Genomic DNA, 21,069 nt, shown 5'->3' with positions numbered 1-21,069 from the left:
ATGGCGACGCACTGTGTCGAGTTCGGCGCCATGGTCGTTGAAAGAGGGCGGTCGTCAGTGACCGGTCTACCCGTGGGTTTTGAACGTCCAGACCGGGCTGAATGCGCTGTCGTGTATCAGGGCTGGAAGGCGCCGATAAATATCGCAGGATCGACCCGTGCGTCATTGAGGCTGATATTCCAATGCATATGCGGCCCGGTCGCACGGCCCGTCGAGCCGACCTTGCCCACCACCGTACCGCGCACCAGTTGATCGCCGACTTTTACATCGATCTTCGACATATGGCAGAACATGCTGATAAAGCCCTGGCCGTGGTCGACAAACACGGTATTGCCATTGAAGAAGTAGTTGCCGGTCAGAATCACCTTACCGTTCGCCGGCGTCTTGATCGGTGTACCGGCCGGCACGGCAAAGTCCAGGCCCGAATGAGGATTGCGCTCTTCACCGTTGAAGAAGCGGCGCACGCCAAACTTGCTCGACAGCGGCCCGTTCACCGGTTTGTCCAGCACCAGGTTGCTCGGCAGGTTCGGGCTGAAACTGCGGTAGGCCTTGAGCTGCACGGCCAACTCGCCCTCGATGCGCTTGAGCTGCGCCGGGTCGGGGTTGACCTGGCTTTTGTTCTTCAGGGTGATGCGCTGTTCCGGGTATTTCTTGTAGCCGACGATAAACGGCAGGCTGCGCCCGCCGCTGCTGATGCGCTCGTTGCCCGGCTTGACCGTCAGCGGGATGCCGACAATCGCCAGCCAGTTGTCCTGCTCCTTCACCACCAGCACGGGTTTGCCCTGGTACGTGGCTTTCGGCGCGGCAGCCGAAGGGCCCAGTTCAACCACCGCAACGCCGCCGGGCACCGGCTTGTTCAAGGTACGGCTGATATAGCTGTCGGCATGAGCGTTAACGGCGAGGCATAGCAGCAACAACACACTAAAGAAACGTGGCATCAATCAATCCAATAACGAAAGGGTGACGGGGGTCAGGTGGTTATCTTCCACCCGCACCTGCAATTGGCCTTCACCGAGGCGCGCGGTGAGGCGCTGGCCGGTGTGGGTCTGTGCGGCGTTGCGGATGGCCTGGCCACGCTCGTCGAGCAAAATGCTGTAGCCACGGCCCAAGGTTGCCAGCGGGCTGACCACCTGCAACGTCTGCACCTGGCTTTGCAGTTGCAGGCGACGCGCCTTGAGGCCTTCGCGCATGGCGCGGGGCAGGCGCTCGGCAAGGCTGTCCAGGCGCTGGCGCAGCAGGGCCAACTGGCGCCCCGGATGCTGGCCGGCGAGGCGGGTTTCCAGGCGGATCAGGCGTTCGCGACGGGTATTGAGGTTGCGCTCGAAGGCGCGGCGCAGGCGCATATCCAGGTCGTCCAGGCGCTGGGCCTGCTGGCGCAGACGTTCGCCGGGGGGCCGCAGGCGCCGGGCCATGCCTTCCAGGCGCAGGCGGTCGTGGGTCAGGCGATTGCGCATCAGCATCACCAGGCGGCGGTGCAGGCTTTCGACCTGGCGCACCAGGTTACTGGCGTCGGGGGCCAGCAACTCAGCGGCCGCCGAAGGTGTGGGCGCGCGTACGTCGGCAACGAAATCGCTGATGGACACATCGGTCTCATGGCCGACCGCACTGACGATCGGCGTCACGCACGCGTCCACCGCGCGGGCCACGGCCTCTTCGTTGAAGCACCAGAGGTCTTCCAGCGAGCCGCCGCCACGGGACAGGATCAGCGCGTCAAAGCCACGGGCATCCGCCAGCTTCAGCGCGCGCACAATCTGCGGGATCGCTTCGCGGCCTTGTACGGCGGTGGGGATCAACGTCAATTGCACCTGGGGCGCGCGACGGCGGAACACGCTGATGATGTCGCGGATCACCGCACCGGTGGGCGAACTGATAATGCCGATGCGGCGCGGGTGCGCGGGCAGCGGCACCTTGCGTTCGGCACTGAACAGGCCCTCGGCGCTGAGTTTTTCCTTCAGGGCATCGAAGGCCAGGCGCAGCGCGCCATCCCCGGCGGGTTCGACGGTATCGAGGATCAACTGGTAGTCGCCACGGCCCTCGAACAGCGAGACCTTGCCGCGCACCTTCACCGCCAGGCCATCCTTCAACACCTGGCGGACCCGCGCGGCGTTATTGCGAAACAGCGCACAACGCACCTGGGCGCCACTGTCCTTGAGGGTGAAGTACACATGGCCGGAGGCCGGGCGGGCGAGGTTGGAGATCTCGCCTTCGACCCAGATATTGGTGAACACGTCTTCCAGCAACACCCGCGCGCGGCCGTTGAGCTGGCTGACAGTCAGGACTTCGCGGTCCAGGCCCAAGCGGGCAAAGGGATCTTTAATCATGGGCGGCAGTTTATAGGCATTCGCGCAGGGTTTGACAGAACTGCTCCACCAACGCGCTCGGTGACTGCTGGCAGGCCAGGGCGACGGTGCTCAGGCAGTCCGGGTCGGCCAGGGGCAAAAAGTACACGTTGGCGGGGGCGATGTCCTGCATGGACTTTGGCAGCAAGGCTATACCGAAACCGGCCTGGATCAACTGCAACTGGGTGGTCTTGCGTGACATTACTCGCGCGGCCTTGGGGAAAAATCCCGCACGCATGCACAGTTCGGCCGACAGATAACTCAGGCCGCCACGCTGGGGATGGGGGATCGAGATAAACGCCTGGTCTTTCAGTTGCTCCAGTTCGATGGGCGCCTGGCTGCGTGCCAGCGCATGACTCACAGGCACGGCTAGCAGCAGGGGTTCGCTGTATAAAGGCATGACCCGCACACCTTCGCGCTGGCGCAGCACGGGTAAGCGCAGCACCCCGACCTCCAGGCGACCGTCGGCGATTTCTTCCAACTGCGCTTCGGAGGACAGTTTGCCGATCTCCATCGACACTCCAGGGCAGCGCTCCAGCCAGGTGCCGATGCCTTGCAGTAAAGGCCCGCTCATCGGCACGGTGCTCGAATGACTGAGGCGCAGCGTGCCCAATTCGCCGTTGCCCACTTGGGTCGCCATCTGGCTGGCCTTGAGCAATTCGCTCAGCAGGTTGCGCGCCCGTGGATAGAAGGCTTCACCGGCGGCAGTCAGCCGCGGCTGGCGCGCGGTGCGTTCGAACAGCGGGGTTTGCAGTTGGTTTTCCAGCTCCTTGATCTGCCGGCTCAGGGCCGATTGCGCCACGAACAAACGTTCGGCGGCGGCACTGAAGCTGCCGCTGTCGGCGATTTCGACGAAGTAACGCAGTTGGCGGGTGGAAATCACACGTCATGCCTTTTCGAGATGGGTAGGGGGCTTTGAAGATATTAGTCGCATCCCTCACCGATGGCTAAAGTGATGGTCATCTTCAATAAGGAATTACCCATGAGCCCGGTTGAGCTGATGAGTCAGTGGTCGTTTGGTGGTATGGATTGGCTGGTGATCGGCCTGGGTGTGGTGGTGGCCTATATCGTGTTCGGCATCGCCGGTTTTGGCACGGCGCTGGTGGCGGGGCCGATCCTGCTCGTGTTTATGCCGCTGTCGAAGATCATCCCGCTGTTGGTGCTGCTGGATTTCGTCGCGGCCTTCGGCGGCCTGCTGCAAACGCGGCGTGACGTGAACAAGGCTGAGTTGCTGCGCCTGCTGCCGTGCATGGCCATCGGTTGCACCCTGGGCGTGGTGTTTCTGCTCAACCTGCATTCGGACCTGTTGCTGCTGCTGATGGGGGTGTTTATCAGCGCCTATGCGATCTACAGCCTGGCGGTGAAAACCCGGCCAACGCAGCTGGCCGCTGGCTGGTCGATCCCCATGGGCACCGTAGGCGGGTTGTTCGGTGCGTTGTTCGGCAGTGGTGGCTTTTTATATGCAATCTACCTCAACAGCCGCTTGCCCAAGGACGCGGCGCGCGCCACCCAAAGCGCGTTGATCAGCTGCAGCACGGTGGTGCGCCTGAGCCTGTTCCTGATCGCCGGGGTGTATGCTGATGGGCCGCTGCTGATGCTGGCGCTGTGCCTGCTGCCAGCGATGGCCCTGGGGCTGTGGTGTGGGCGCAGGCTGACCATGCGCATGTCCCGTGAGGCTTTCGTCCGGCTGGTGACGTGGTTGGTGCTGGCCAGTGGCATTGCGTTGATTGGGCGGTACTTGAGCACTTGACCTGATTTCTTCAGGGATTAAGCTGCCGTCCTCCCGGGCCTCATCGCGGGCTTGTCCGCGATGAGGCCAGAAGCCACGCCGCAGGTCTCCCATGAACTCCCAAAGCATCCTTGTCCCGAAAATCTCCACCTTGCCTGTCCACGAACCCCGCGCCCGGGCGATCGTGCGTTGGCTGGTGCGCAAGAACATCATCAAGGAAGAACTGACCACCTGTGGCCGCACCGGCAACCGCATGGCCTATGCCCTGGCCGACGGCGCCCGCGCCGTGGTGCTGCACCCCGAGGCGCTGCCGTTCAACGAGCCGGTCAATGGCCTGGAGATCATCTACAAGCGCTGCATCTATACCCCGGCCAAGGGCTTTCTCGAAGAAGCCGGCTGCCCGGAATGCCTCAAGGAAGTCGGCGAGGCGCTGTTCGAAAGCCTGGAAGACTGGATGCCCGGCCACACCGACAACTTCACCTGCCCGCTGTGTGGGCATGAAGATGACATCAACGGTTTCCTGTTCTTGCAGGAGTGTGGGTTTTCCAACCTGGGATTCATCTTCAACAACTGGGCGGAGGCGGGGTTCAAGCAGAGCTTTATCGACGAATTCGCCGATTGGCTGGACCAAAAGATCAGCTGGGTCAAAGTCGAGCTGTAGTCCTTCTATCACTATTCCCAAATATGTCAGAGTTTTACATTGAGACCTGAGGGGTGTCTGAGTATAATGGCGCGCTTCCATTTTCCCGCTCGGGAGCCCCCGCGATGCTGCGTATCAGCCAAGAAGCTCTGACATTCGACGACATTCTCCTAGTGCCCGGTTATTCCGAGGTGCTTCCTAACGAAGTCAGTCTCAAGACCCGCCTAACCCGTGGCATCGAGCTGAATATTCCCCTGGTTTCCGCTGCCATGGACACCGTCACCGAAGCCCGTTTGGCAATCGCCATGGCTCAGGAAGGCGGCATCGGCATCATCCACAAGAACATGACCATCGAGCAGCAAGCTGCCGAAGTGCGCAAGGTCAAGCGTTACGAAGCCGGTGTGGTGAAGGATCCGATCACCATCGAAGCCGACGCTACCGTGCGTGACCTGTTCGACCTGACTCGCCTGCACAACATCTCCGGCGTTCCGGTACTGCACGATGGCGACCTGGTCGGTATCGTCACCTCCCGTGACGTGCGTTTCGAGAACCGTCTTGAAGTCACCGTCCGCGAAGTGATGACGCCTAAAGAGCGCCTCGTGACTGTCAAGGAAGGCGCCGACAAGAACGACGTGCGCGAACTGCTGCACAAGCACCGTATCGAGCGCGTGCTGATCGTCGACGACAAATTCGCCCTCAAGGGCATGATGACCGTCAACGACATCGAAAAAGCCAAGGCTTACCCGCTGGCCAGCAAGGATGACCAAGGTCGTCTGCGCGTCGGCGCTGCGGTCGGTACCGGCAAAGACACCGGCGACCGCGTGGCGGCCCTGGTGGCTGCCGGTGTTGACGTGGTAGTGGTCGACACCGCCCACGGTCACTCCAAAGGCGTGATCGACCGCGTGCGCTGGGTCAAGCAGAACTTCCCTGACGTGCAGGTGATCGGCGGCAACATTGCCACCGGCGCTGCCGCCAAGGCCCTGGCCGAAGCCGGTGCCGATGCGGTCAAGGTCGGTATCGGTCCTGGCTCGATCTGCACCACGCGTATCGTCGCCGGTGTGGGCGTGCCGCAGATCAGCGCCATCGCCAACGTCGCCGCGGCCCTTGAAGGCACTGGCGTACCGTTGATCGCCGACGGTGGCATCCGTTTCTCCGGTGACCTGTCCAAGGCCATCGTTGCCGGTGCTTCCTGCGTGATGATGGGCTCGATGTTCGCCGGTACCGAAGAAGCGCCGGGCGAGATCGAACTGTTCCAGGGCCGATCCTACAAGGCTTACCGCGGCATGGGTTCGCTGGGCGCCATGTCCCAGGCGCAAGGCTCTTCCGACCGTTACTTCCAGGACTCCTCGGCAGGCGCCGAGAAGCTCGTACCGGAAGGCATCGAAGGCCGTGTGCCGTACAAGGGCACCCTGAGCGCCATCATCCATCAACTGATGGGCGGCCTGCGTTCCTCGATGGGCTACACCGGCAGCGCCGACATCGAAGAAATGCGCACCAAGCCAGAGTTCGTACGGATCACCGGCGCCGGCATGGCTGAATCCCATGTCCACGACGTGCAGATCACCAAGGAAGCGCCAAACTACCGCGTAGGTTGAGGCTTCCAGCAAAACGTTAAGTAACCGGGGCTGTTCTTTCAGCCCCGAGTTGTTTCTGATTCATTAGACGAGACTGACTTCATGGCCCTCGACATTCACGCCCACCGCATCCTGATCCTCGACTTCGGTTCCCAGTACACCCAGCTGATCGCCCGCCGCGTGCGTGAAATCGGCGTGTACTGCGAACTGCACCCGTTCGACATGGATGACGAAGCGATTCGCGAATTCGCACCGAAAGGCGTCATCCTCGCCGGTGGCCCCGAGTCCGTGCACGAAGCCAACAGCCCGCGTTGCCCGCAAGCCGTGTTCGACCTGGGTGTGCCTGTCTTTGGTATCTGCTACGGCATGCAGACCATGGCCGAGCAACTGGGCGGCAAGGTTGAAGGTTCCGAGCTGCGTGAATTCGGTTATGCCCGTGTCGACGTGGTCGGCAAGAGCCGCCTGCTGGACGGCATCGAAGACCACATCGACGCCGACGGCCTGTTCGGCCTCGACGTGTGGATGAGCCACGGTGACAAGGTCACCAGGATGCCGGAAGACTTCCACATCCTGGCCAGCACCCCGAGCTGCCCGATTGCCGGTATGTTCAGCGACGAGCGTCGCTACTACGGCGTGCAGTTCCACCCGGAAGTGACCCACACCAAGCAAGGCGGGCGCATCCTGTCGCGCTTCATCCTCGACATCTGCGAGTGTGAAGCCCTGTGGACCCCGTCGAAAATCGCTGAAGACGCGATCGCCAACGTACGCGCCCAGGTCGGTACCGACAACGTGCTGCTCGGCCTGTCCGGCGGCGTTGACTCCTCCGTGGTCGCTGCGCTGCTGCACAAGGCCATCGGCGACCAACTGACCTGCGTGTTCGTCGACAACGGCCTGCTGCGCCTGCACGAAGGCGAGCAGGTAATGGCCATGTTCGCCGAGAACATGGGCGTCAAGGTGATCCGCGCCAACGCCGAAGAACAGTTCCTGAACAACCTGGCCGGCGAGTCCGACCCGGAGAAGAAGCGCAAGATCATCGGTCGTACCTTCATCGACGTATTCGATGCCCAGTCCAACAAACTGGACAACATCAAGTACCTCGCCCAAGGCACCATCTACCCCGACGTGATCGAGTCGGCCGGCGCCAAGAGCGGCAAGGCCCACGTGATCAAGTCCCACCACAACGTGGGTGGCCTGCCTGAGGAAATGAACCTCAAGCTGGTAGAACCGCTGCGCGAACTGTTCAAGGACGAAGTCCGCCGTCTGGGCCTGGAACTGGGCCTGCCGTACGACATGGTCTACCGCCACCCATTCCCAGGCCCGGGCCTGGGCGTGCGCATCCTCGGTGAAGTGAAGAAGGAATACGCCGACCTGCTGCGTCGTGCCGACCACATCTTCATCGAAGAACTGCGCAAGGCCGACTGGTACCACAAGGTCAGCCAGGCGTTCGTGGTGTTCCAGCCGGTTAAGTCCGTAGGCGTTGTAGGCGATGGCCGTCGTTACGCCTGGGTCGTGGCCCTGCGTGCTGTAGAGACCATCGACTTCATGACTGCCCGTTGGGCGCACCTGCCGTACGAACTGCTGGAAACCGTCAGCGGCCGTATCATCAATGAGATCGAAGGTATTTCGCGCGTTACTTACGACGTGTCGAGCAAGCCGCCGGCGACGATTGAGTGGGAATAAGCAAGGCGAGCCTGAATGGCCTGCGTTGAGTGAGTAAAAAACCTGGCCTCGGCCAGGTTTTTTATTGCCTGTCAGGCAGGAAGCCGACTTTGCAGGCTCATGCCCATATTGGTAAGGGCGCTGGACAGCTGTTCCAGCGTGGGGAACCGTATGTCATGCACGCCTGCCCAGGCCGGGCGGTCGATGTAAAAGCTGCCGTCGGCCAGCCGATTGATGGGTGTCGCAACGATGCCCCTGTCTCTGCTGTGATGCCGCAGGGTGTAGTTGCCCTGGTTTTCGTCGATCAGGTACATGCCCTTGCGAAACAGCAGTCGCTGCTGTTGCTCCAGCGTCCTGTGCACCGGCGGCGCTTCCACTTGTACGCGCAGGTCGGCATTCAAGGTGTCGAAGCTGTCACCGATGCTTTCATGACGGGGGGCGCTGTCGCGATCAATGGCGATACCGGGGTCGATACGCACCTCGTTGCCTTGCCCCGGAAAGACCTCTTCTATACGCAGCCCGATGCCTCCTTCCAGTTCACTGAGACCGGCGAACCCATTGAAGGTGTTGATGTTTCTGGCGCCGGTCAGTACCAGCCATTTACCGCCGCCGTTCAGCGCTATGTCGGCTTGGATAAGGATGTGGGCGAGGTAATTGCTCATCACCTGTTCTGAAAGATCGGCGATAGGGGTGGGGTATTTGTAATGGGCTGCGCAGTCGATAGCCTGCACGCGTATGCCATTGGCCCTGGCGGTCTTGACCAGTTCCAGTTCATTGAACTGCCCGGATGGATCAGTGCCCAGCTTGCCAAGGTAGCTTTCCAGGTCCTCCGGCATCTCGCCGGTCTGGAAGTAGTGGTTCAGATCATCCTGGGCGAAGTCGTTGAGCAGGCGCCGCATATACAGGGTTTTCACGCCCTTGCGCGCGAAGAGCGGCAAGTTGTTGATCACCAGGCGGGTGCTGCTGATACGGTCCAGGGTTTCGCCGATGACGTAGCCCGGGAGATCTTCGGGCAGGCGTTCGAGGACTTCATCGAAGGCCGTTGTCGGTTCAAAGGCGGGGATGTCCGGACGAGGTGGCAGGCGGGTCCAGGACAGTTCCTTGTAGAAGTCTTGTGCTGATTGCAGCAGTTTGCGCTGAGTTTCGCCGAAGTAGTAGGTGAAGCGGTCAATGCGGCCGAAGCGGCGGTGAACGTGGGTTTCAGTGAGGCCCATTGCCCAGCGTTTCACTTCCGGGCGGGTGGATGGCGGGGTATCGAAGGGGCTGGTCACCCTGCGCAGCGAGTGGGGTGGCGTGGTCATCGCTTGTGGCGGTGGCGGGACCTGCGAGGGGGCCGGCCCCCGGGCGCTTTTGCTGGAGTTTCCCCCGCCGCCTTTCAAGCCGTTGCTGTGGGGCACAGGTTCCCATTCGTTGAGTTCGTTCAGGCGCACCGGCAGCGCGCCGGAAAAGCCATGGGGGGTGTTCGGGTCGACAATCGCCCAATGCCCACGGCCGTTGGGGTCGGCTTCGTAGCGCACGTAATAGGCTTGATCGTTCATCAGGATGGCTTGCTGAGGCATGCCGTCGGAGGTCCGCAGGCTATAGACCTGCTGGAATTTTCCGGGGGCGGTATCCAGGTGTTCTCCTTCCAGTATCAGGTTGGCCTGGTAGGTGGCAGGTACCGCAGGCTCAGGCACCGGCGGTGCGCTGGCGGGCGCTGTGGGCGGCGTCAACTCAATGGGCTCCACTGCGAGGGTGTCGGCCGCTTCGGCGATATCGGGCATGACCCCGTCGGCTTTCAACAGTGCCAGGTTAAACAGCGTATCGATGGCACTGAATATCGCGCCCAGCTCCCCGGCGTGGCGTTCGGCCGGGGTCTTGCCGTTGATGGCCTGGTCGATGTTCAGGCCAAGATTTGCCGCACTGGCCCCCACCACCACCAACGCTACCGGCCAGCCGACCACGGCCATCGGGCCGAAGGTTTTGCCAAAGGCGTTCAGGTAGCCGATCCAGAGTTTCTTGCGCAGGTCGCCATTGCTGCGCAGGGAAAAATCCGCGTCATTGCGCATGCGCGTCTGACTCGATTGCGCCAGCCAGGTAAAGGCATCGTCCTCGATGGTCTGGTCGGCTTGATTGATCAGGCGGTGGTCCCAGGTGCCCCAGTCGACAAACAACTGGTCGAGTTGGTGGGACAGGCCCTTGTCCACCCAGTCCGGCGGCAGGGTACCCGCCAGGGCCTGGGCGCTGCGGTAGATCAGCATGGGGGTGAGCAGCATCTGCTTCCAGGTGACAGCGTCGGTGTCGTCCTGTTGGACCTGAGCCGACAGCGGGAAGTGGGCCATGAAGCGGGCGCGGTTATCCGCATGGTTGGTCTGGTTCAGCAGCCAGAAATGCAGGTCGGCGGGGGTCTCGAAACCATAGAAGGCCTGGGACTCGCCTGGCACATAGAGGATTTGCCGGCCATCGCCGTCGATGATGCGCAGGATATCCGTGGCGATATGCCCACCGATATCCAGCGCCGCCACACGCAGTCCGTCGGCGGAAGTGGCCTTGGCTTGCAGGTTGGACAGGCTGGGGGGCCAGGACAGATTGCTGGCGAGGGCTTGAAGCACCGTGTGCAACTGGGGCTCGGTGAGGTGCCCGGCCTGTCGCGCCTGCAGGGCCTGGGCCAGGCAGTTGACTTTGGCCAGGGTACGGAAGTCGTCGAAGTGGGCGCTCCAGAACTTCTCCATGCGGGTGGTATAGCGGTCGCTGAAATCGATGCTCCAGAAGTCGTTGAGCACCGCGCTGGCGGACAGCTGCACTTCGTTGTGTCGATCGAATAACCGTGCTTCGGCACCCTCGCGATAAAAACCACCGTCGCCATCGAGCAAGTCGGCATTGTCCTGGTCGTGCACCTCGAAGCGGTGAATGACCAACTGCGTCAGCGTCATCGACTGCTGGGGTTTTTGGTTGTGGCTCCAGCCGGTAAAGGTCGCAGGGTCACCGATGCCGCTGTCGAAGCGGTGCCAGTAGACATGATCGGGATCCAGGTCTGGCAGGCCATGCTTGGTCAGAATCTCACGCGCAGCCTTGATCGCCATCGTCTGCATATTCGGACAGGCATCCAGCACCACAGGGGCCAGGGCGCGGAGTTTTTGCTGGGCGGCGGGGGAGGTGTCGGTCAGCGGCATGTTGCTCTCCTTGAAGGGGGAGAGCCGAGCATGCCAAGCGCTTCAGAGGGACAGCGGGTAGATAATTAACGCCTGGCGATATCGGAGAAGTAAAACTTATCCAACGTATGCCGCGACTCGGTGTACTCGAACTGCCGCCCGTCCTGCAAAAACGTCTGGTTGCTCACCACGATCACATGGCTCTGCCCTTCGAGGTCCAGGTGTGTCTGGTCGTCCTTGCTGCGGGGCAGGGCTTCGATGGTGCGCTGGGCGTAGCTGATCTGCAGTTGCAGGGTCTGCTCGATGAAGGCGTAGATCGACTGTTCGGCGATCGCCTGGTCCAGGCCGGGGATCAGGTCGGCGACGAAGTGGTTGATGTCGAGGATCACCCGTTTGCCGCCGATGCGCCGTACCCGTTTGATGCGCGTGATGAGGCTGCCGGGTTCGGCCTCGATGTGTTGCAACAGCGGGCCTTCAAGGGGGAGCTGGGTGAATTCGACCACTTCGGTGCGTACGTCATCGCCCAGGTCGGCGTGGGTTTCGTGGAAGCTGACGATGCCGCCGAGTTGGAACTCAATCGGGTTGGGCGAGAGCACGAAGGTGCCCTTGCCGTGGATCTTTTGCGCAAACCCTCGCTCCTGCAACTGCTCGATGGCGCGACGCACGGTGCCTCGGCTGGCCTGGTAGCTGTCCATCAATTCGGTTTCGGAAGGCAGGCGCGTGCCGCGTTGCAGGCGTTCGGTGGTGATGCTGGCAAGCAGATCGGTATAGATCTGGTTGTATTTGCTCATGGGTAGGGCTCTGTGCCGCGTTGGCGTTCAAGGCAGGAACCTTAGAGGCAGAGCGGCGGTTTGTCCATTAGACCCAAGGATTTCTGCGGCTTGCAGCGCAGTGGTGTCCTACAGGGAATAAACAAAATCAAACTCGTACAGACGAGTTGTTGCTTTAACTCGTCTGTACGAGTACTTTTGCCTTCGGCGTGCTGCCAATGACTGCCCCCCAAATAAAAAAATCAAAGTGGAAACCAAGCATGAGCCACGACTATTCCAACATTGCCCGCGAGATCCTCGAGCACCTCGGGGGCAGCGACAACCTTGAGCAAGCTGCCCACTGCGTGACCCGCCTGCGCCTGGCGCTCAAGGACCCGAGCCTGGTCAACAACAGCGCGTTGAACCAGGTCGATCTGGTCAAGGGCTCGTTCTTCACCGGCGGTTTGTTCCAGGTGGTGATCGGCCCCGGCGAAGTGGAAAAGGTCTACGCCGCCCTGCGCGAACAGACCGGCCTCGCTGCCGCCACCATCGCCGATGTGAAGAAGAAGGGCGCCGACAAGACCAACGCCATGCAGCGCCTGGTGCGGGTGTTCTCCGATGTGTTCATGCCGATCCTGCCCGCGTTGATCATCGCCGGCCTGCTGATGGGCGTGAACAACCTGATGGGCGCCAAGGGCATGTTCATCGAGGGCCAGACGCTGCTGGAGGCCTACCCGAACCTGGATGGCCTGTGGAGCCTGATCAACCTGATGGCCAACACCTCGTTCGTGTTCCTGCCGGCGTTGGTGGGCTGGTCGGCGGCCAAGCGCTTTGGCGGCAGTGAAATCCTCGGCATCGTGCTCGGCCTGATGCTGGTGCATCCCGATCTGCTCAATGCCTGGAACTACGGCAAGGCGGTCGCCGGGCTCGACGGCCAGAGCCTGCCGTACTTCGATATTTTCGGTTGGTTCAAGATCGAGAAAGTCGGCTACCAGGGGCAGATCCTGCCGATCCTGATGGCGGCGTATGTCATGAGCGTCATCGAGAAATGGCTGCGCGCTCGCGTACCCAACGCCATTCAATTGCTGGTCGTGCCGATCACCACCATCGTCGTCACCGGCGTGCTCGCGTTGGCGATCATCGGCCCGGTGACCCGTCACCTCGGCATCCTGATCACCGAAGGCGTGGTCACCCTGTTTGACCTGGCGCCGATGGTCGGCGGAGCGATTTTCGGCCTGCTGTACGCGCCGCTGGTGATCACCGGCATGCACCACATGTTCCTCGCCGTGGACCTGCAATTGATCTCCACCCAGGGCGGCACCTTTATCTGGCCGATGATCGTGATGTCCAACCTGGCCCAGGGCAGCGCCGCGCTCGCGGTGTTCTACACCACCCGCAATGCGCGGGATAAAAGCATGGCTTCGACCTCGGCGATTTCCGCCTACTTCGGCATCACGGAACCGGCAATGTTCGGGGTGAACCTGCGCTTCAAGTTTCCGTTTTACGCAGCCCTGGTGGGCTCGGCGCTGGGCAGCATTTTCCTGTCGCTGAACAAGGTGCAGGCCTCGGCCATCGGCGTCGGTGGTTTACCTGGGTTTATCTCGATCGTGCCGCAATCCATCGCGATGTTTGTGATCGGGATGGTCATCGCGATGGTGGTGCCGTTTGTTCTGACCTGTGCGTTGAGCATGAAGATTGTTCGGCCGGGTTATCGCGTCGTCTGATCGACCGCTATCGGGGGCAAGCCCCCTCCCACATTTGACCGCGCTCACAATTCTACTGAAGGAACCCACCATGCAAGACTGGCAACACTCGGTGATCTACCAGATCTACCCCAAGAGCTTCCACAGCCACGCGGGTAACGCCACCGGTGACCTGCTGGGCATCGTGGACAAACTCGACTACCTCCAATGGCTGGGCGTGGATTGCCTGTGGATCACCCCGTTCCTGCGCTCGCCGCAACGGGACAACGGTTACGACATCAGCGACTACTACGCCATCGACCCCAGCTACGGGACCATGGCCGACTGCGACCTGCTGATCAGCGAAGCGGCCAAGCGTGGCATCAAGCTGATGCTCGACATTGTGGTCAACCACACCTCCATCGAGCATGAGTGGTTCCAGCAGGCGCGCAGCAGCCTCGACAATCCCTACCGCGACTTCTACATCTGGCGCGACCAGCCGAACAACTGGGAATCCAAGTTCGGCGGTTCGGCCTGGGAATACGAGGCGCAAACCGGCCAGTACTTCCTGCACCTGTTCGACCACACCCAGGCCGACCTCAATTGGGACAACCCCCAGGTGCGTGCCGAGGTGTTCAAGTTGATGCGCTTCTGGCGTGACAAGGGCGTGGGCGGTTTCCGCCTGGACGTGATCAACCTGATCTCCAAGCCCGCCGATTTCCCCGAAGACAACAGCGACGGCCGCCGCTTCTACACCGACGGCCCGAACGTGCATGAATACCTGCAGGAGATGCACCGCGAAGTATTTGAAGGCCATGACCTGATCAACGTCGGCGAGATGTCGTCCACCAGCCTTGAACATTGCATTCGCTACTCGCGGCCAGAGTCGAAAGAGCTGTCGATGACCTTCAACTTTCATCACCTGAAAGTCGATTACCCGAACCTGCAGAAGTGGGTGAAGGCTGACTTCGACTTCCTGCAACTCAAGCAGATCCTCTCCGACTGGCAACTGGGCATGCAGGCCGGTGGCGGCTGGAACGCGCTGTTCTGGTGTAACCACGATCAACCCCGGGTGGTCTCGCGGTTTGGTGACGACGGCGAGCATCGCGTGGTCTCGGCCAAGATGCTCGCCACCGCGCTGCACTTCCTCCAGGGCACGCCGTTCGTGTACCAGGGCGAAGAACTGGGCATGACCAATCCGGGCTTCGACAGCATCGATCAGTACCGCGATGTGGAGACCCTGAACATCTTCCGCCTCAAGCGCGATGCCGGTGAATCCGAAGCGGCGAGCATGGCGGCGATCATGCAGAAGTCCCGCGACAACGGCCGTACGCCCATGCAGTGGAACGCGCAGCCGAATGCGGGTTTCAGCACCGGCGAGCCCTGGATCGGCCTCCCGGCGAATGCCGCGCAGATCAACGTTGAACACCAGCTCGACGATCCCGACTCCGTGCTGCATCACTACCGCGCGCTGATCGCCCTGCGTCGTCACGAACCGCTGATTCAAGAAGGGGTTTACCGCCAACTGCTGCAAGACCATTTGCAGGTCTGGGCGTACCTGCGCGAAGGCCACGGCGAGCGCCTGCTGGTGCTGAACAACTTCTATGGCCAGCCCTGTGAAATCCAACTGCCTGGCGACGTGATCGACGCGGCGACCGAGCAACGCCTGCTGATCAGCAACTACCCCGACTGCCCGCCACGCACGGCCACGGTGATTTTGCGCCCGTACGAATCCTTTGTGCTGCACCTGAAGGACTGAACCCGGAACTCCCGCAGCTGCTACGGAGAGCGCAGGGTGCTTCAAAAAACATAATAAAAATATCGGAGTGCTTCATGAAAACAACAATAAAGCTGGGCCTCGTTGCATCCTGCCTGAGCCTGCCATTCGGTGCGCAGGCCCTGGAGTTTGCCGGTTACTTGCGCAGCGGCGCGGGGACCTCGACAGGCAGTGGCAAGCAGCAGTGTTTCCAGTTGCCGGGGGCGCAAACCAAATATCGACTGGGCAACGAATGCGAGCAGTACGCCGAGCTGGAACTGCGTCAGGACCTGCTGACCCTCGACGATGGCTCAGTGCTCAGCGTTGACGCCATGGCATCGCTGTACAACCAATACGACCGCGCCCTTAAATTCCAGGGCGAAGACAACGGCTCGGCGCGCATGCCGCAGATGTATGCGCAGTGGTCGAACCTGCCAGCCCTCAATGGCGGTTCGCTGTGGGCCGGTCGGCGTTACTACAAACGCAATGACATCCATATTTCCGACTTCTACTACTGGAACCAGAGCGCCACCGGCGGCGGAATCGAGGACGTGCTGATCGGCGACCTCAAGTACAGCTACGCCATTTCGCGCAAGGACAACCTGTACCAGAAGGAATACGCCACCCGTCACGACTTCAACGTCGCGGGCTTCAAGACCAACCCCGGCGGCGAGCTGGAGCTGGGCTTGAGCCATATCGAAAAGGCCGGTGGGCGTGACACCCACAGCGGCTGGGCACTCACCGCGCAGCATGTGCAAAAACCCTTCCTGGGCGGCAAGAACAAATTCGCTTTGCAGTACGGCGAAGGCCCCGGCACCGGCCTGGGCTACACCGGCAATACCTTCCTGGATAACAGCAACAAAAGTTATCGCGCCGTGGAGTTCTTCGACTGGCAGGTGACCCCGCGTTTTGGAGGGCAGATCGAGGCGGTGTACCAGAAGGATATTCGCCCCGGCAGCCAGGACCAGACCTGGATGTCCATCGGCGTACGCCCCGCGTATGCGATCAGCGAACAATTCAAACTGGTCACCGAGCTTGGGCATGATCAGGTCGATGCCACCGGCGGCACGCGCAAGCTGAGCAAATTTACCTTCGCCCCGACCTGGTCGCCCAACGGCCCGGATTTCTGGGCGCGGCCGGAAGTGCGGTTGTACTACACCTATGCGACCTGGAACGAAGCGGCCAAGCGTGCAGCGAATGAACTGGCGGCGGGTTCGGCGTTGTCCGACACCGGCGCCTATGGCACCGCGCGGCATGGGTCGAACGTGGGCGTGCAGGTTGAATACTGGTGGAAATAAGTCATCCATGGGATAGGCATCCACCCAAGGATCTTTACAGAACAAAACAGCAGGTGACGTCATGACCGCAACTCAACCCCTGGAATTGCTGGCGCCCTTGTCCGGCGTGCTGCTGGCACTGGACAAGGTGCCTGACCCGGTGTTCGCCAGCCGCATGATCGGCGACGGCCTGTGCATCGATCCCACCTCGCAGACCCTGTGTGCGCCCCTGGCCGGGGTGATCAGCAATATCCAGGACAGTGGGCATGCGGTCAGCGTCACCGACGACAACGGCGTGCAGGTGCTGATGCATATCGGCCTGGACACCGTGAGCCTGGCGGGCAAGGGCTTCACCCGCCTGGTCGAGGAAGGCCAGCGGGTGGAGGCCGGGCAAGCCTTGATCGAATTCGATGCCGACTATGTGGCACTCCACGCACGCAGTTTGCTGACCTTGATGCTGGTGGTCAGCGGCGAGCCGTTCACGCCATTGGCAAGCGGCCTGGTGGAATTGGGCCAACCGGTGTTGCAGGTTGCGCCCGGCAACCGGGTAGAGGAGGCCGATGAGGAGGAGGGCGATGCACGCTTCTCAAAACCGTTGACCTTGCCCAACACCAACGGTTTGCACGCGCGCCCGGCCGCCGTATTGGCCCAGGCGGCGAAAGGTTTTAACGCGAGCATTTACCTGCACAAGCAAACCCAGAGTGCCAACGCCAAGTCGCTGGTGGCGATCATGGCGCTGCAAACCGTGCAGGGCGATACCTTGCAAGTGAGTGCGGCCGGTGACGACGCCGAGGCGGCGATCCAGGTGCTGGTCGCGCTGTTGCTTGAAGGCTGCGGCGAGGCCATCGCGGCACCGGCTGCACAGCTTGAAGCGCCCCTGCCGGTATCGTCGGCGACGCTGCTGCGAGGCGTTTGCGCATCGCCGGGATCGGCGTTTGGCCAAGTGGTCCAGGTTGCTGAGCCCGAGCTGAAGGTGATTGAACAGGGCGCTGGCGAGGCGTTCGAGCGCGCCGCTTTGGACCGTGGCTTGCTGGCTGCAACCGAAGCGCTGCAAGCCCTGCAAACCCAGGCGGCGGGCAGTGCCCAGGCGGAGATTTTTCGTGCCCATCAGGAGTTGCTTGAAGACCCGACGCTGCTGGAACAAGCCGATGGCCTGCTGGCCGAAGGCAAGAGCGCCGCGTTTGCCTGGAACAGCGCCACGGTTGCCACTGCCCAGCTGTTCCAGAACCTGGGCAATGCCCTGTTGGCCGAACGTGCGGCGGACCTGGCGGATGTCGGTCAGCGCGTGCTGAAACTGATCCTCGGTATTCAAGACCGCGCCTGGGACCTGCCCGACCGCGCGATCCTGGTCGCCGAGCAACTGACGCCTTCGCAAACCGCCAGCCTCGATCCCAAAAAAGTGCTGGGGTTTGTCACCGTCGGCGGCGGGGCGACCAGCCATGTCGCGATCCTGGCGCGGGCCTTGGGCCTGCCTGCCATATGCGGGGTCGGGCTTGAAGTGCTGGCGCTGGCCAACGGCAAACAGGTCCTGCTCGACGCCGACAAAGGCGAGTTGCACCTGGACCCCAACCTGGCCGAGATCGAACAGCTGGAAGCTGCGCGTAAGCAGCACGTGCTGCGACGTCAGCGTGATGTGGCGCAGGCTTTAGTGCCTGCGATTACCCGCGACGGCCATCACGTCGAGGTGAGCGCCAACGTCGCTTCGTTGCAGGAAGTGGAGCAATCCCTGGCCCTGGGGGGTGAAGGCGTCGGCCTGCTGCGCTCGGAGTTTTTGTACCTGGATCGCAATCGCGCCCCAAGCGTGGATGAGCAGGCCGCCACCTACAGCGCCATCGCCCGAGCCCTGGGTACCGAGCGCAATCTGGTGGTGCGCACCCTGGACGTTGGCGGCGATAAACCCCTGGCGTACGTGCCGATGGACAGTGAAACCAACCCGTTCCTGGGCCTGCGCGGTATACGCCTGTGCCTGGAGCGCCCGGAGCTGTTGCGTGAACAGTTGCGCGCGATCCTCGCCAGTGCCGGGCTGGCACGCCTGCATATCATGTTGCCGATGGTCAGCCTGCTGTCGGAGCTGCATCTGGCGCGCCAGATTATGGAGGAAGAAGCCCGGGCCCTTGGGCTCAGCGCGTTGCCCAAACTGGGCATCATGATTGAGGTGCCGTCGGCGGCCCTGATGGCCGATGTGTTTGCGCCCCATGTGGATTTCTTCTCCATCGGCACCAACGACCTGACCCAATACACCCTGGCCATGGACCGTGATCACCCGCGCCTGGCCAGCCAGGCCGACAGCTTTCACCCGGCGGTATTGCGCCTGATCGCCGCCACCGTCACGGCCGCCCATGCCCATGGCAAGTGGGTGGGCGTATGCGGCGCACTGGCGTCCGAAGCCCTGGCGGTGCCGGTGTTGCTCGGGCTGGGGGTGGATGAGTTGTCGGTCAGTGTGCCGCTGATCCCCACCATCAAGGCCACCGTGCGCGGGCTGGACCTGGCCGGCTGCCAGACCATCGCCCGTCAGGTACTGGGCCTGGAAGAAGCCGTCCAGGTACGCGAGGCCTTGCGCCTGTATCACGCGGCCACCGTTGAAACCTCACCTGTCGTGGAGCACTGAGCATGTTCGAGAAATTGCAGCGGGCGTTCTGGAAAGCCCTGACCCCGGATTTGATTGCCGAGACGGTGGCGGTGCCGACACAGGGGCTGTTGTCGGCCGAGGTGCTGAGTGCGCTGGGCGGTGCGAATAACCTCAGGTCGCAGCAGCGTGTGGCGCTGACGCGGGTGCGGGTGCAATTGCAGGATGCGGGGCGGTTGGATGAGGCGGCGTTGAAAGCGGCGGGTGTGGCGGGCGTGATGGTGTTGGCGGGAGGAGTGGTCCACCTGATCACCGGCCTCTGATCTATGTAGCGATCAAAAGGTGGTGTCTGAAATGTTGCGGTCAGAGTTGCGGAGTGTCTTCCGGCGGCTTGGTTTTATCCACACCCGGCACATGCAGATTACCTTCCACCACCTGGTTACCCTCCAGCTGCGGCTGGGTCACCCAGGTCAGGATGTCGTAGTAGCGCCGGATGTTCGCCACGAAGTGCACCGGCTCGCCGCCCCGGGCGTAGCCGTAGCGGGTCTTGCTGTACCACTGCTTCTGCGACAGGCGCGGCAGCATCTTCTTCACGTCCAGCCACTTGTTCGGGTTCAGGCCTTCCTTCTTCGCCAGGATGCGCGCGTCGTCCAGATGGCCGGTGCCGACGTTATAAGCGGCGAGGGCGAACCAGGTGCGGTCGGGCTCGGCGATCTTGTCGTCCAGCTCGTCCTTGATCTTGGCCAGGTACTTGGCGCCGCCCATGATGCTTTGCCTGGCATCCAGGCGATTGGACACGCCCATGGCCTGGGCGGTGTTCTGGGTCAGCATCATCAGGCCGCGCACGCCGGTCTTTGAGGTGACCGCCGGTTGCCACAGCGATTCCTGATAGCCGATAGCCGCAAGCAGGCGCCAATCGACTTTTTCTTCCTTGGCGTAGGCGCGAAAGTGCTTCTCGTATTTGGGCAACCGCTGCTGCAAATGCTGGGCGAAGGTGTAGGCGCCGACATAGCCGAGTACATCGACGTGCCCGTAATAGCGGTCTTTAAGGCGTTGCAGGGTGCCGTTCTTTTCCACCTTGTCCAGGTAGCTGTTGATTTCGTTGAGCAGGCTGTTGTCGTCGCCGGCGGCCACGGCCCAGCTCTGGTTGCTGGCATTGCCGAGGTCGAACGCCACCCGTACGTTGGGGAAGTACACCTGGTTCATCGCCACTTCGTTGGAGTCCACCAGGGTCAGGTCGATTTGCCCCTCGTCCACCATGCGCAGCAGGTCGACCACCTCGACGGCATCGGATTCTTCGTATTCGATGGCCGGGTTCTGCTTCTTAAGCGCGGCCAGTTGTTCGGCGTGGGTGCTGCCCTTGAGCACCATGATCTTCTTGCCCACCAGGTCCGCCGCGTTCGTCGGGCGTGACTGGCCGTTGCGGTAGATGATCTGCGGGGTGACTTCCAGGTAAGGGTGGGAGAACCGCACCTGTTGCTGGCGCTGCTCACTGCTGACCAGGCCGGCCGCGGCGAGCACCGGGCCGTTGGGTTTGCCCAACTGGCCGAACAGGTCGTCGAGGTTGTCGGCGGTCTCGATTTCCAGCTTCACGCCCAGGTCATCGGCAAAACGCTTGACCAGTTCGTATTCGAAACCGGTTTCACCGTTGCGGTCCTGGAAGTAAGTCGCCGGGCTGTTTCGGGTAATCACCCGCAATACGCCATCCTCCTTGATTCGCTCGAGCGTGCTGGGTTTATCAACACAGGCGCTGAGCATCAGGAAGAGTCCGGTGACGATGAGCCATCTGGCGCATCGCGGGCGCAAAGCAGTTGGGGAGAACATCTGCGCAGTATACGCAAACGGCCCACGGCGCCATATCTCGACAGCGGCGGACTTGTCTGCTAGCGCCGCCAAAACTGTGCTGCAGCCCGCAGAAACGTGGCTTGGCGCCCGATTGTGACGGTTAAAATAACTGCGCGGAATGC

The 21,069-nt window shown here is 61.9% G+C and carries 15 protein-coding genes; 9 read left to right on the top strand and 6 right to left on the bottom strand.

Features of this window, described 5'->3' with window-relative positions; genetic code table 11:
* Positions 1-116 precede the first annotated feature (116 nt).
* Genes C8K58_RS26860 through C8K58_RS26850 form a run of 3 tightly spaced genes read right to left on the bottom strand, consistent with a single transcriptional unit; the run spans position 117 to position 3,222 of the window.
* Positions 117-938: a M23 family metallopeptidase gene (locus tag C8K58_RS26860; protein ID WP_027605425.1), complete on the bottom strand. Its 822-nt coding sequence runs from the start codon at positions 936-938 to the stop codon at positions 117-119.
* A gap of 3 nt (positions 939-941) precedes the next feature.
* Positions 942-2,321 (bottom strand): exodeoxyribonuclease VII large subunit, encoded by a 1,380-nt coding sequence (xseA, locus tag C8K58_RS26855; protein WP_108574638.1) that lies wholly within the window; start codon positions 2,319-2,321, stop codon positions 942-944.
* 10 nt (positions 2,322-2,331) lie between these two features.
* Positions 2,332-3,222, bottom strand: coding sequence for a LysR family transcriptional regulator (locus C8K58_RS26850; protein WP_108574637.1), 891 nt, complete (start codon positions 3,220-3,222; stop codon positions 2,332-2,334).
* A 99-nt stretch (positions 3,223-3,321) separates the two neighbouring features.
* On the opposite strand from C8K58_RS26850, the gene C8K58_RS26845 reads away from it, so the two are divergent.
* From C8K58_RS26845 to guaA, 4 genes are all read left to right on the top strand, one after another.
* On the top strand, positions 3,322-4,089 hold the full coding sequence (locus C8K58_RS26845; protein WP_108574636.1) for a sulfite exporter TauE/SafE family protein: 768 nt from the start codon (positions 3,322-3,324) through the stop codon (positions 4,087-4,089).
* A gap of 91 nt (positions 4,090-4,180) precedes the next feature.
* Positions 4,181-4,729: a hypothetical protein gene (locus C8K58_RS26840; protein WP_027605429.1), complete on the top strand. Its 549-nt coding sequence runs from the start codon at positions 4,181-4,183 to the stop codon at positions 4,727-4,729.
* Positions 4,730-4,833: 104 nt separating this feature from the next.
* Complete coding sequence (gene guaB, locus C8K58_RS26835; protein WP_003209646.1) at positions 4,834-6,303, top strand: IMP dehydrogenase; 1,470 nt, start codon at positions 4,834-4,836, stop codon at positions 6,301-6,303.
* A gap of 81 nt (positions 6,304-6,384) precedes the next feature.
* Complete coding sequence (guaA, locus tag C8K58_RS26830; RefSeq protein WP_027605430.1) at positions 6,385-7,962, top strand: glutamine-hydrolyzing GMP synthase; 1,578 nt, start codon at positions 6,385-6,387, stop codon at positions 7,960-7,962.
* Positions 7,963-8,033: 71 nt separating this feature from the next.
* Here guaA and C8K58_RS26825 read toward each other — a convergent pair whose 3' ends face one another.
* On the bottom strand, positions 8,034-11,093 hold the full coding sequence (locus tag C8K58_RS26825) for a membrane-targeted effector domain-containing toxin (protein ID WP_108574635.1): 3,060 nt from the start codon (positions 11,091-11,093) through the stop codon (positions 8,034-8,036).
* Between the two features lie 65 nt (positions 11,094-11,158).
* Positions 11,159-11,863: a trehalose operon repressor gene (gene treR, locus C8K58_RS26820; RefSeq protein ID WP_027605432.1), complete on the bottom strand. Its 705-nt coding sequence runs from the start codon at positions 11,861-11,863 to the stop codon at positions 11,159-11,161.
* A gap of 239 nt (positions 11,864-12,102) precedes the next feature.
* Here treR and treP point away from each other — a divergent pair, with 239 nt between their 5' ends.
* From treP to C8K58_RS26795, 5 genes are all read left to right on the top strand, one after another.
* Complete coding sequence (gene treP, locus C8K58_RS26815; RefSeq protein ID WP_108574634.1) at positions 12,103-13,545, top strand: PTS system trehalose-specific EIIBC component; 1,443 nt, start codon at positions 12,103-12,105, stop codon at positions 13,543-13,545.
* A gap of 70 nt (positions 13,546-13,615) precedes the next feature.
* Positions 13,616-15,262, top strand: coding sequence for an alpha,alpha-phosphotrehalase (treC, locus tag C8K58_RS26810; RefSeq protein WP_027605434.1), 1,647 nt, complete (start codon positions 13,616-13,618; stop codon positions 15,260-15,262).
* A gap of 74 nt (positions 15,263-15,336) precedes the next feature.
* A complete protein-coding gene (locus tag C8K58_RS26805; RefSeq protein WP_108574633.1) occupies positions 15,337-16,557 on the top strand; it encodes a carbohydrate porin in 1,221 nt (406 codons plus the stop codon).
* A gap of 61 nt (positions 16,558-16,618) precedes the next feature.
* Positions 16,619-19,144 carry a phosphoenolpyruvate--protein phosphotransferase gene (ptsP, locus tag C8K58_RS26800; RefSeq protein ID WP_108574632.1) on the top strand — a complete coding sequence of 842 codons (2,526 nt, stop codon included), beginning with the start codon at positions 16,619-16,621 and terminating at the stop codon, positions 19,142-19,144.
* A 2-nt stretch (positions 19,145-19,146) separates the two neighbouring features.
* Positions 19,147-19,425: a PTS transporter subunit EIIB gene (locus C8K58_RS26795; RefSeq protein ID WP_027605437.1), complete on the top strand. Its 279-nt coding sequence runs from the start codon at positions 19,147-19,149 to the stop codon at positions 19,423-19,425.
* 40 nt (positions 19,426-19,465) lie between these two features.
* On the opposite strand, the gene mltF is transcribed toward C8K58_RS26795, so the two are convergent.
* Positions 19,466-20,926: a membrane-bound lytic murein transglycosylase MltF gene (gene mltF, locus C8K58_RS26790; protein ID WP_027605438.1), complete on the bottom strand. Its 1,461-nt coding sequence runs from the start codon at positions 20,924-20,926 to the stop codon at positions 19,466-19,468.
* Between the last annotated feature and the right edge of the window lie 143 nt (positions 20,927-21,069).

Source organism: Pseudomonas sp. GV047 (assembly GCF_003058245.1).
Classification (GTDB): domain Bacteria; phylum Pseudomonadota; class Gammaproteobacteria; order Pseudomonadales; family Pseudomonadaceae; genus Aquipseudomonas; species Aquipseudomonas marginalis.
The sequence above is the reverse complement of the archived record's forward strand: the minus strand, read 5'-3'. Positions and strand labels throughout refer to the sequence as shown.

Bases quoted from the DNA above. Each gene is read 5' to 3' on its own strand.
- C8K58_RS26860 (WP_027605425.1), bottom strand. From the start codon at position 938: ATGCCACGTTTCTTTAGTGTGTTGTTGCTGCTATGCCTCGCCGTTAAC.
- xseA (WP_108574638.1), bottom strand. From the start codon at position 2,321: ATGATTAAAGATCCCTTTGCCCGCTTGGGCCTGGACCGCGAAGTCCTG.
- C8K58_RS26845 (WP_108574636.1), top strand. From the start codon at position 3,322: ATGAGCCCGGTTGAGCTGATGAGTCAGTGGTCGTTTGGTGGTATGGAT.
- C8K58_RS26840 (WP_027605429.1), top strand. From the start codon at position 4,181: ATGAACTCCCAAAGCATCCTTGTCCCGAAAATCTCCACCTTGCCTGTC.
- guaB (WP_003209646.1), top strand. From the start codon at position 4,834: ATGCTGCGTATCAGCCAAGAAGCTCTGACATTCGACGACATTCTCCTA.
- guaA (WP_027605430.1), top strand. From the start codon at position 6,385: ATGGCCCTCGACATTCACGCCCACCGCATCCTGATCCTCGACTTCGGT.
- C8K58_RS26825 (WP_108574635.1), bottom strand. From the start codon at position 11,093: ATGCCGCTGACCGACACCTCCCCCGCCGCCCAGCAAAAACTCCGCGCC.
- treR (WP_027605432.1), bottom strand. From the start codon at position 11,863: ATGAGCAAATACAACCAGATCTATACCGATCTGCTTGCCAGCATCACC.
- treP (WP_108574634.1), top strand. From the start codon at position 12,103: ATGAGCCACGACTATTCCAACATTGCCCGCGAGATCCTCGAGCACCTC.
- treC (WP_027605434.1), top strand. From the start codon at position 13,616: ATGCAAGACTGGCAACACTCGGTGATCTACCAGATCTACCCCAAGAGC.
- C8K58_RS26805 (WP_108574633.1), top strand. From the start codon at position 15,337: ATGAAAACAACAATAAAGCTGGGCCTCGTTGCATCCTGCCTGAGCCTG.
- ptsP (WP_108574632.1), top strand. From the start codon at position 16,619: ATGACCGCAACTCAACCCCTGGAATTGCTGGCGCCCTTGTCCGGCGTG.
- C8K58_RS26795 (WP_027605437.1), top strand. From the start codon at position 19,147: ATGTTCGAGAAATTGCAGCGGGCGTTCTGGAAAGCCCTGACCCCGGAT.
- mltF (WP_027605438.1), bottom strand. From the start codon at position 20,926: ATGTTCTCCCCAACTGCTTTGCGCCCGCGATGCGCCAGATGGCTCATC.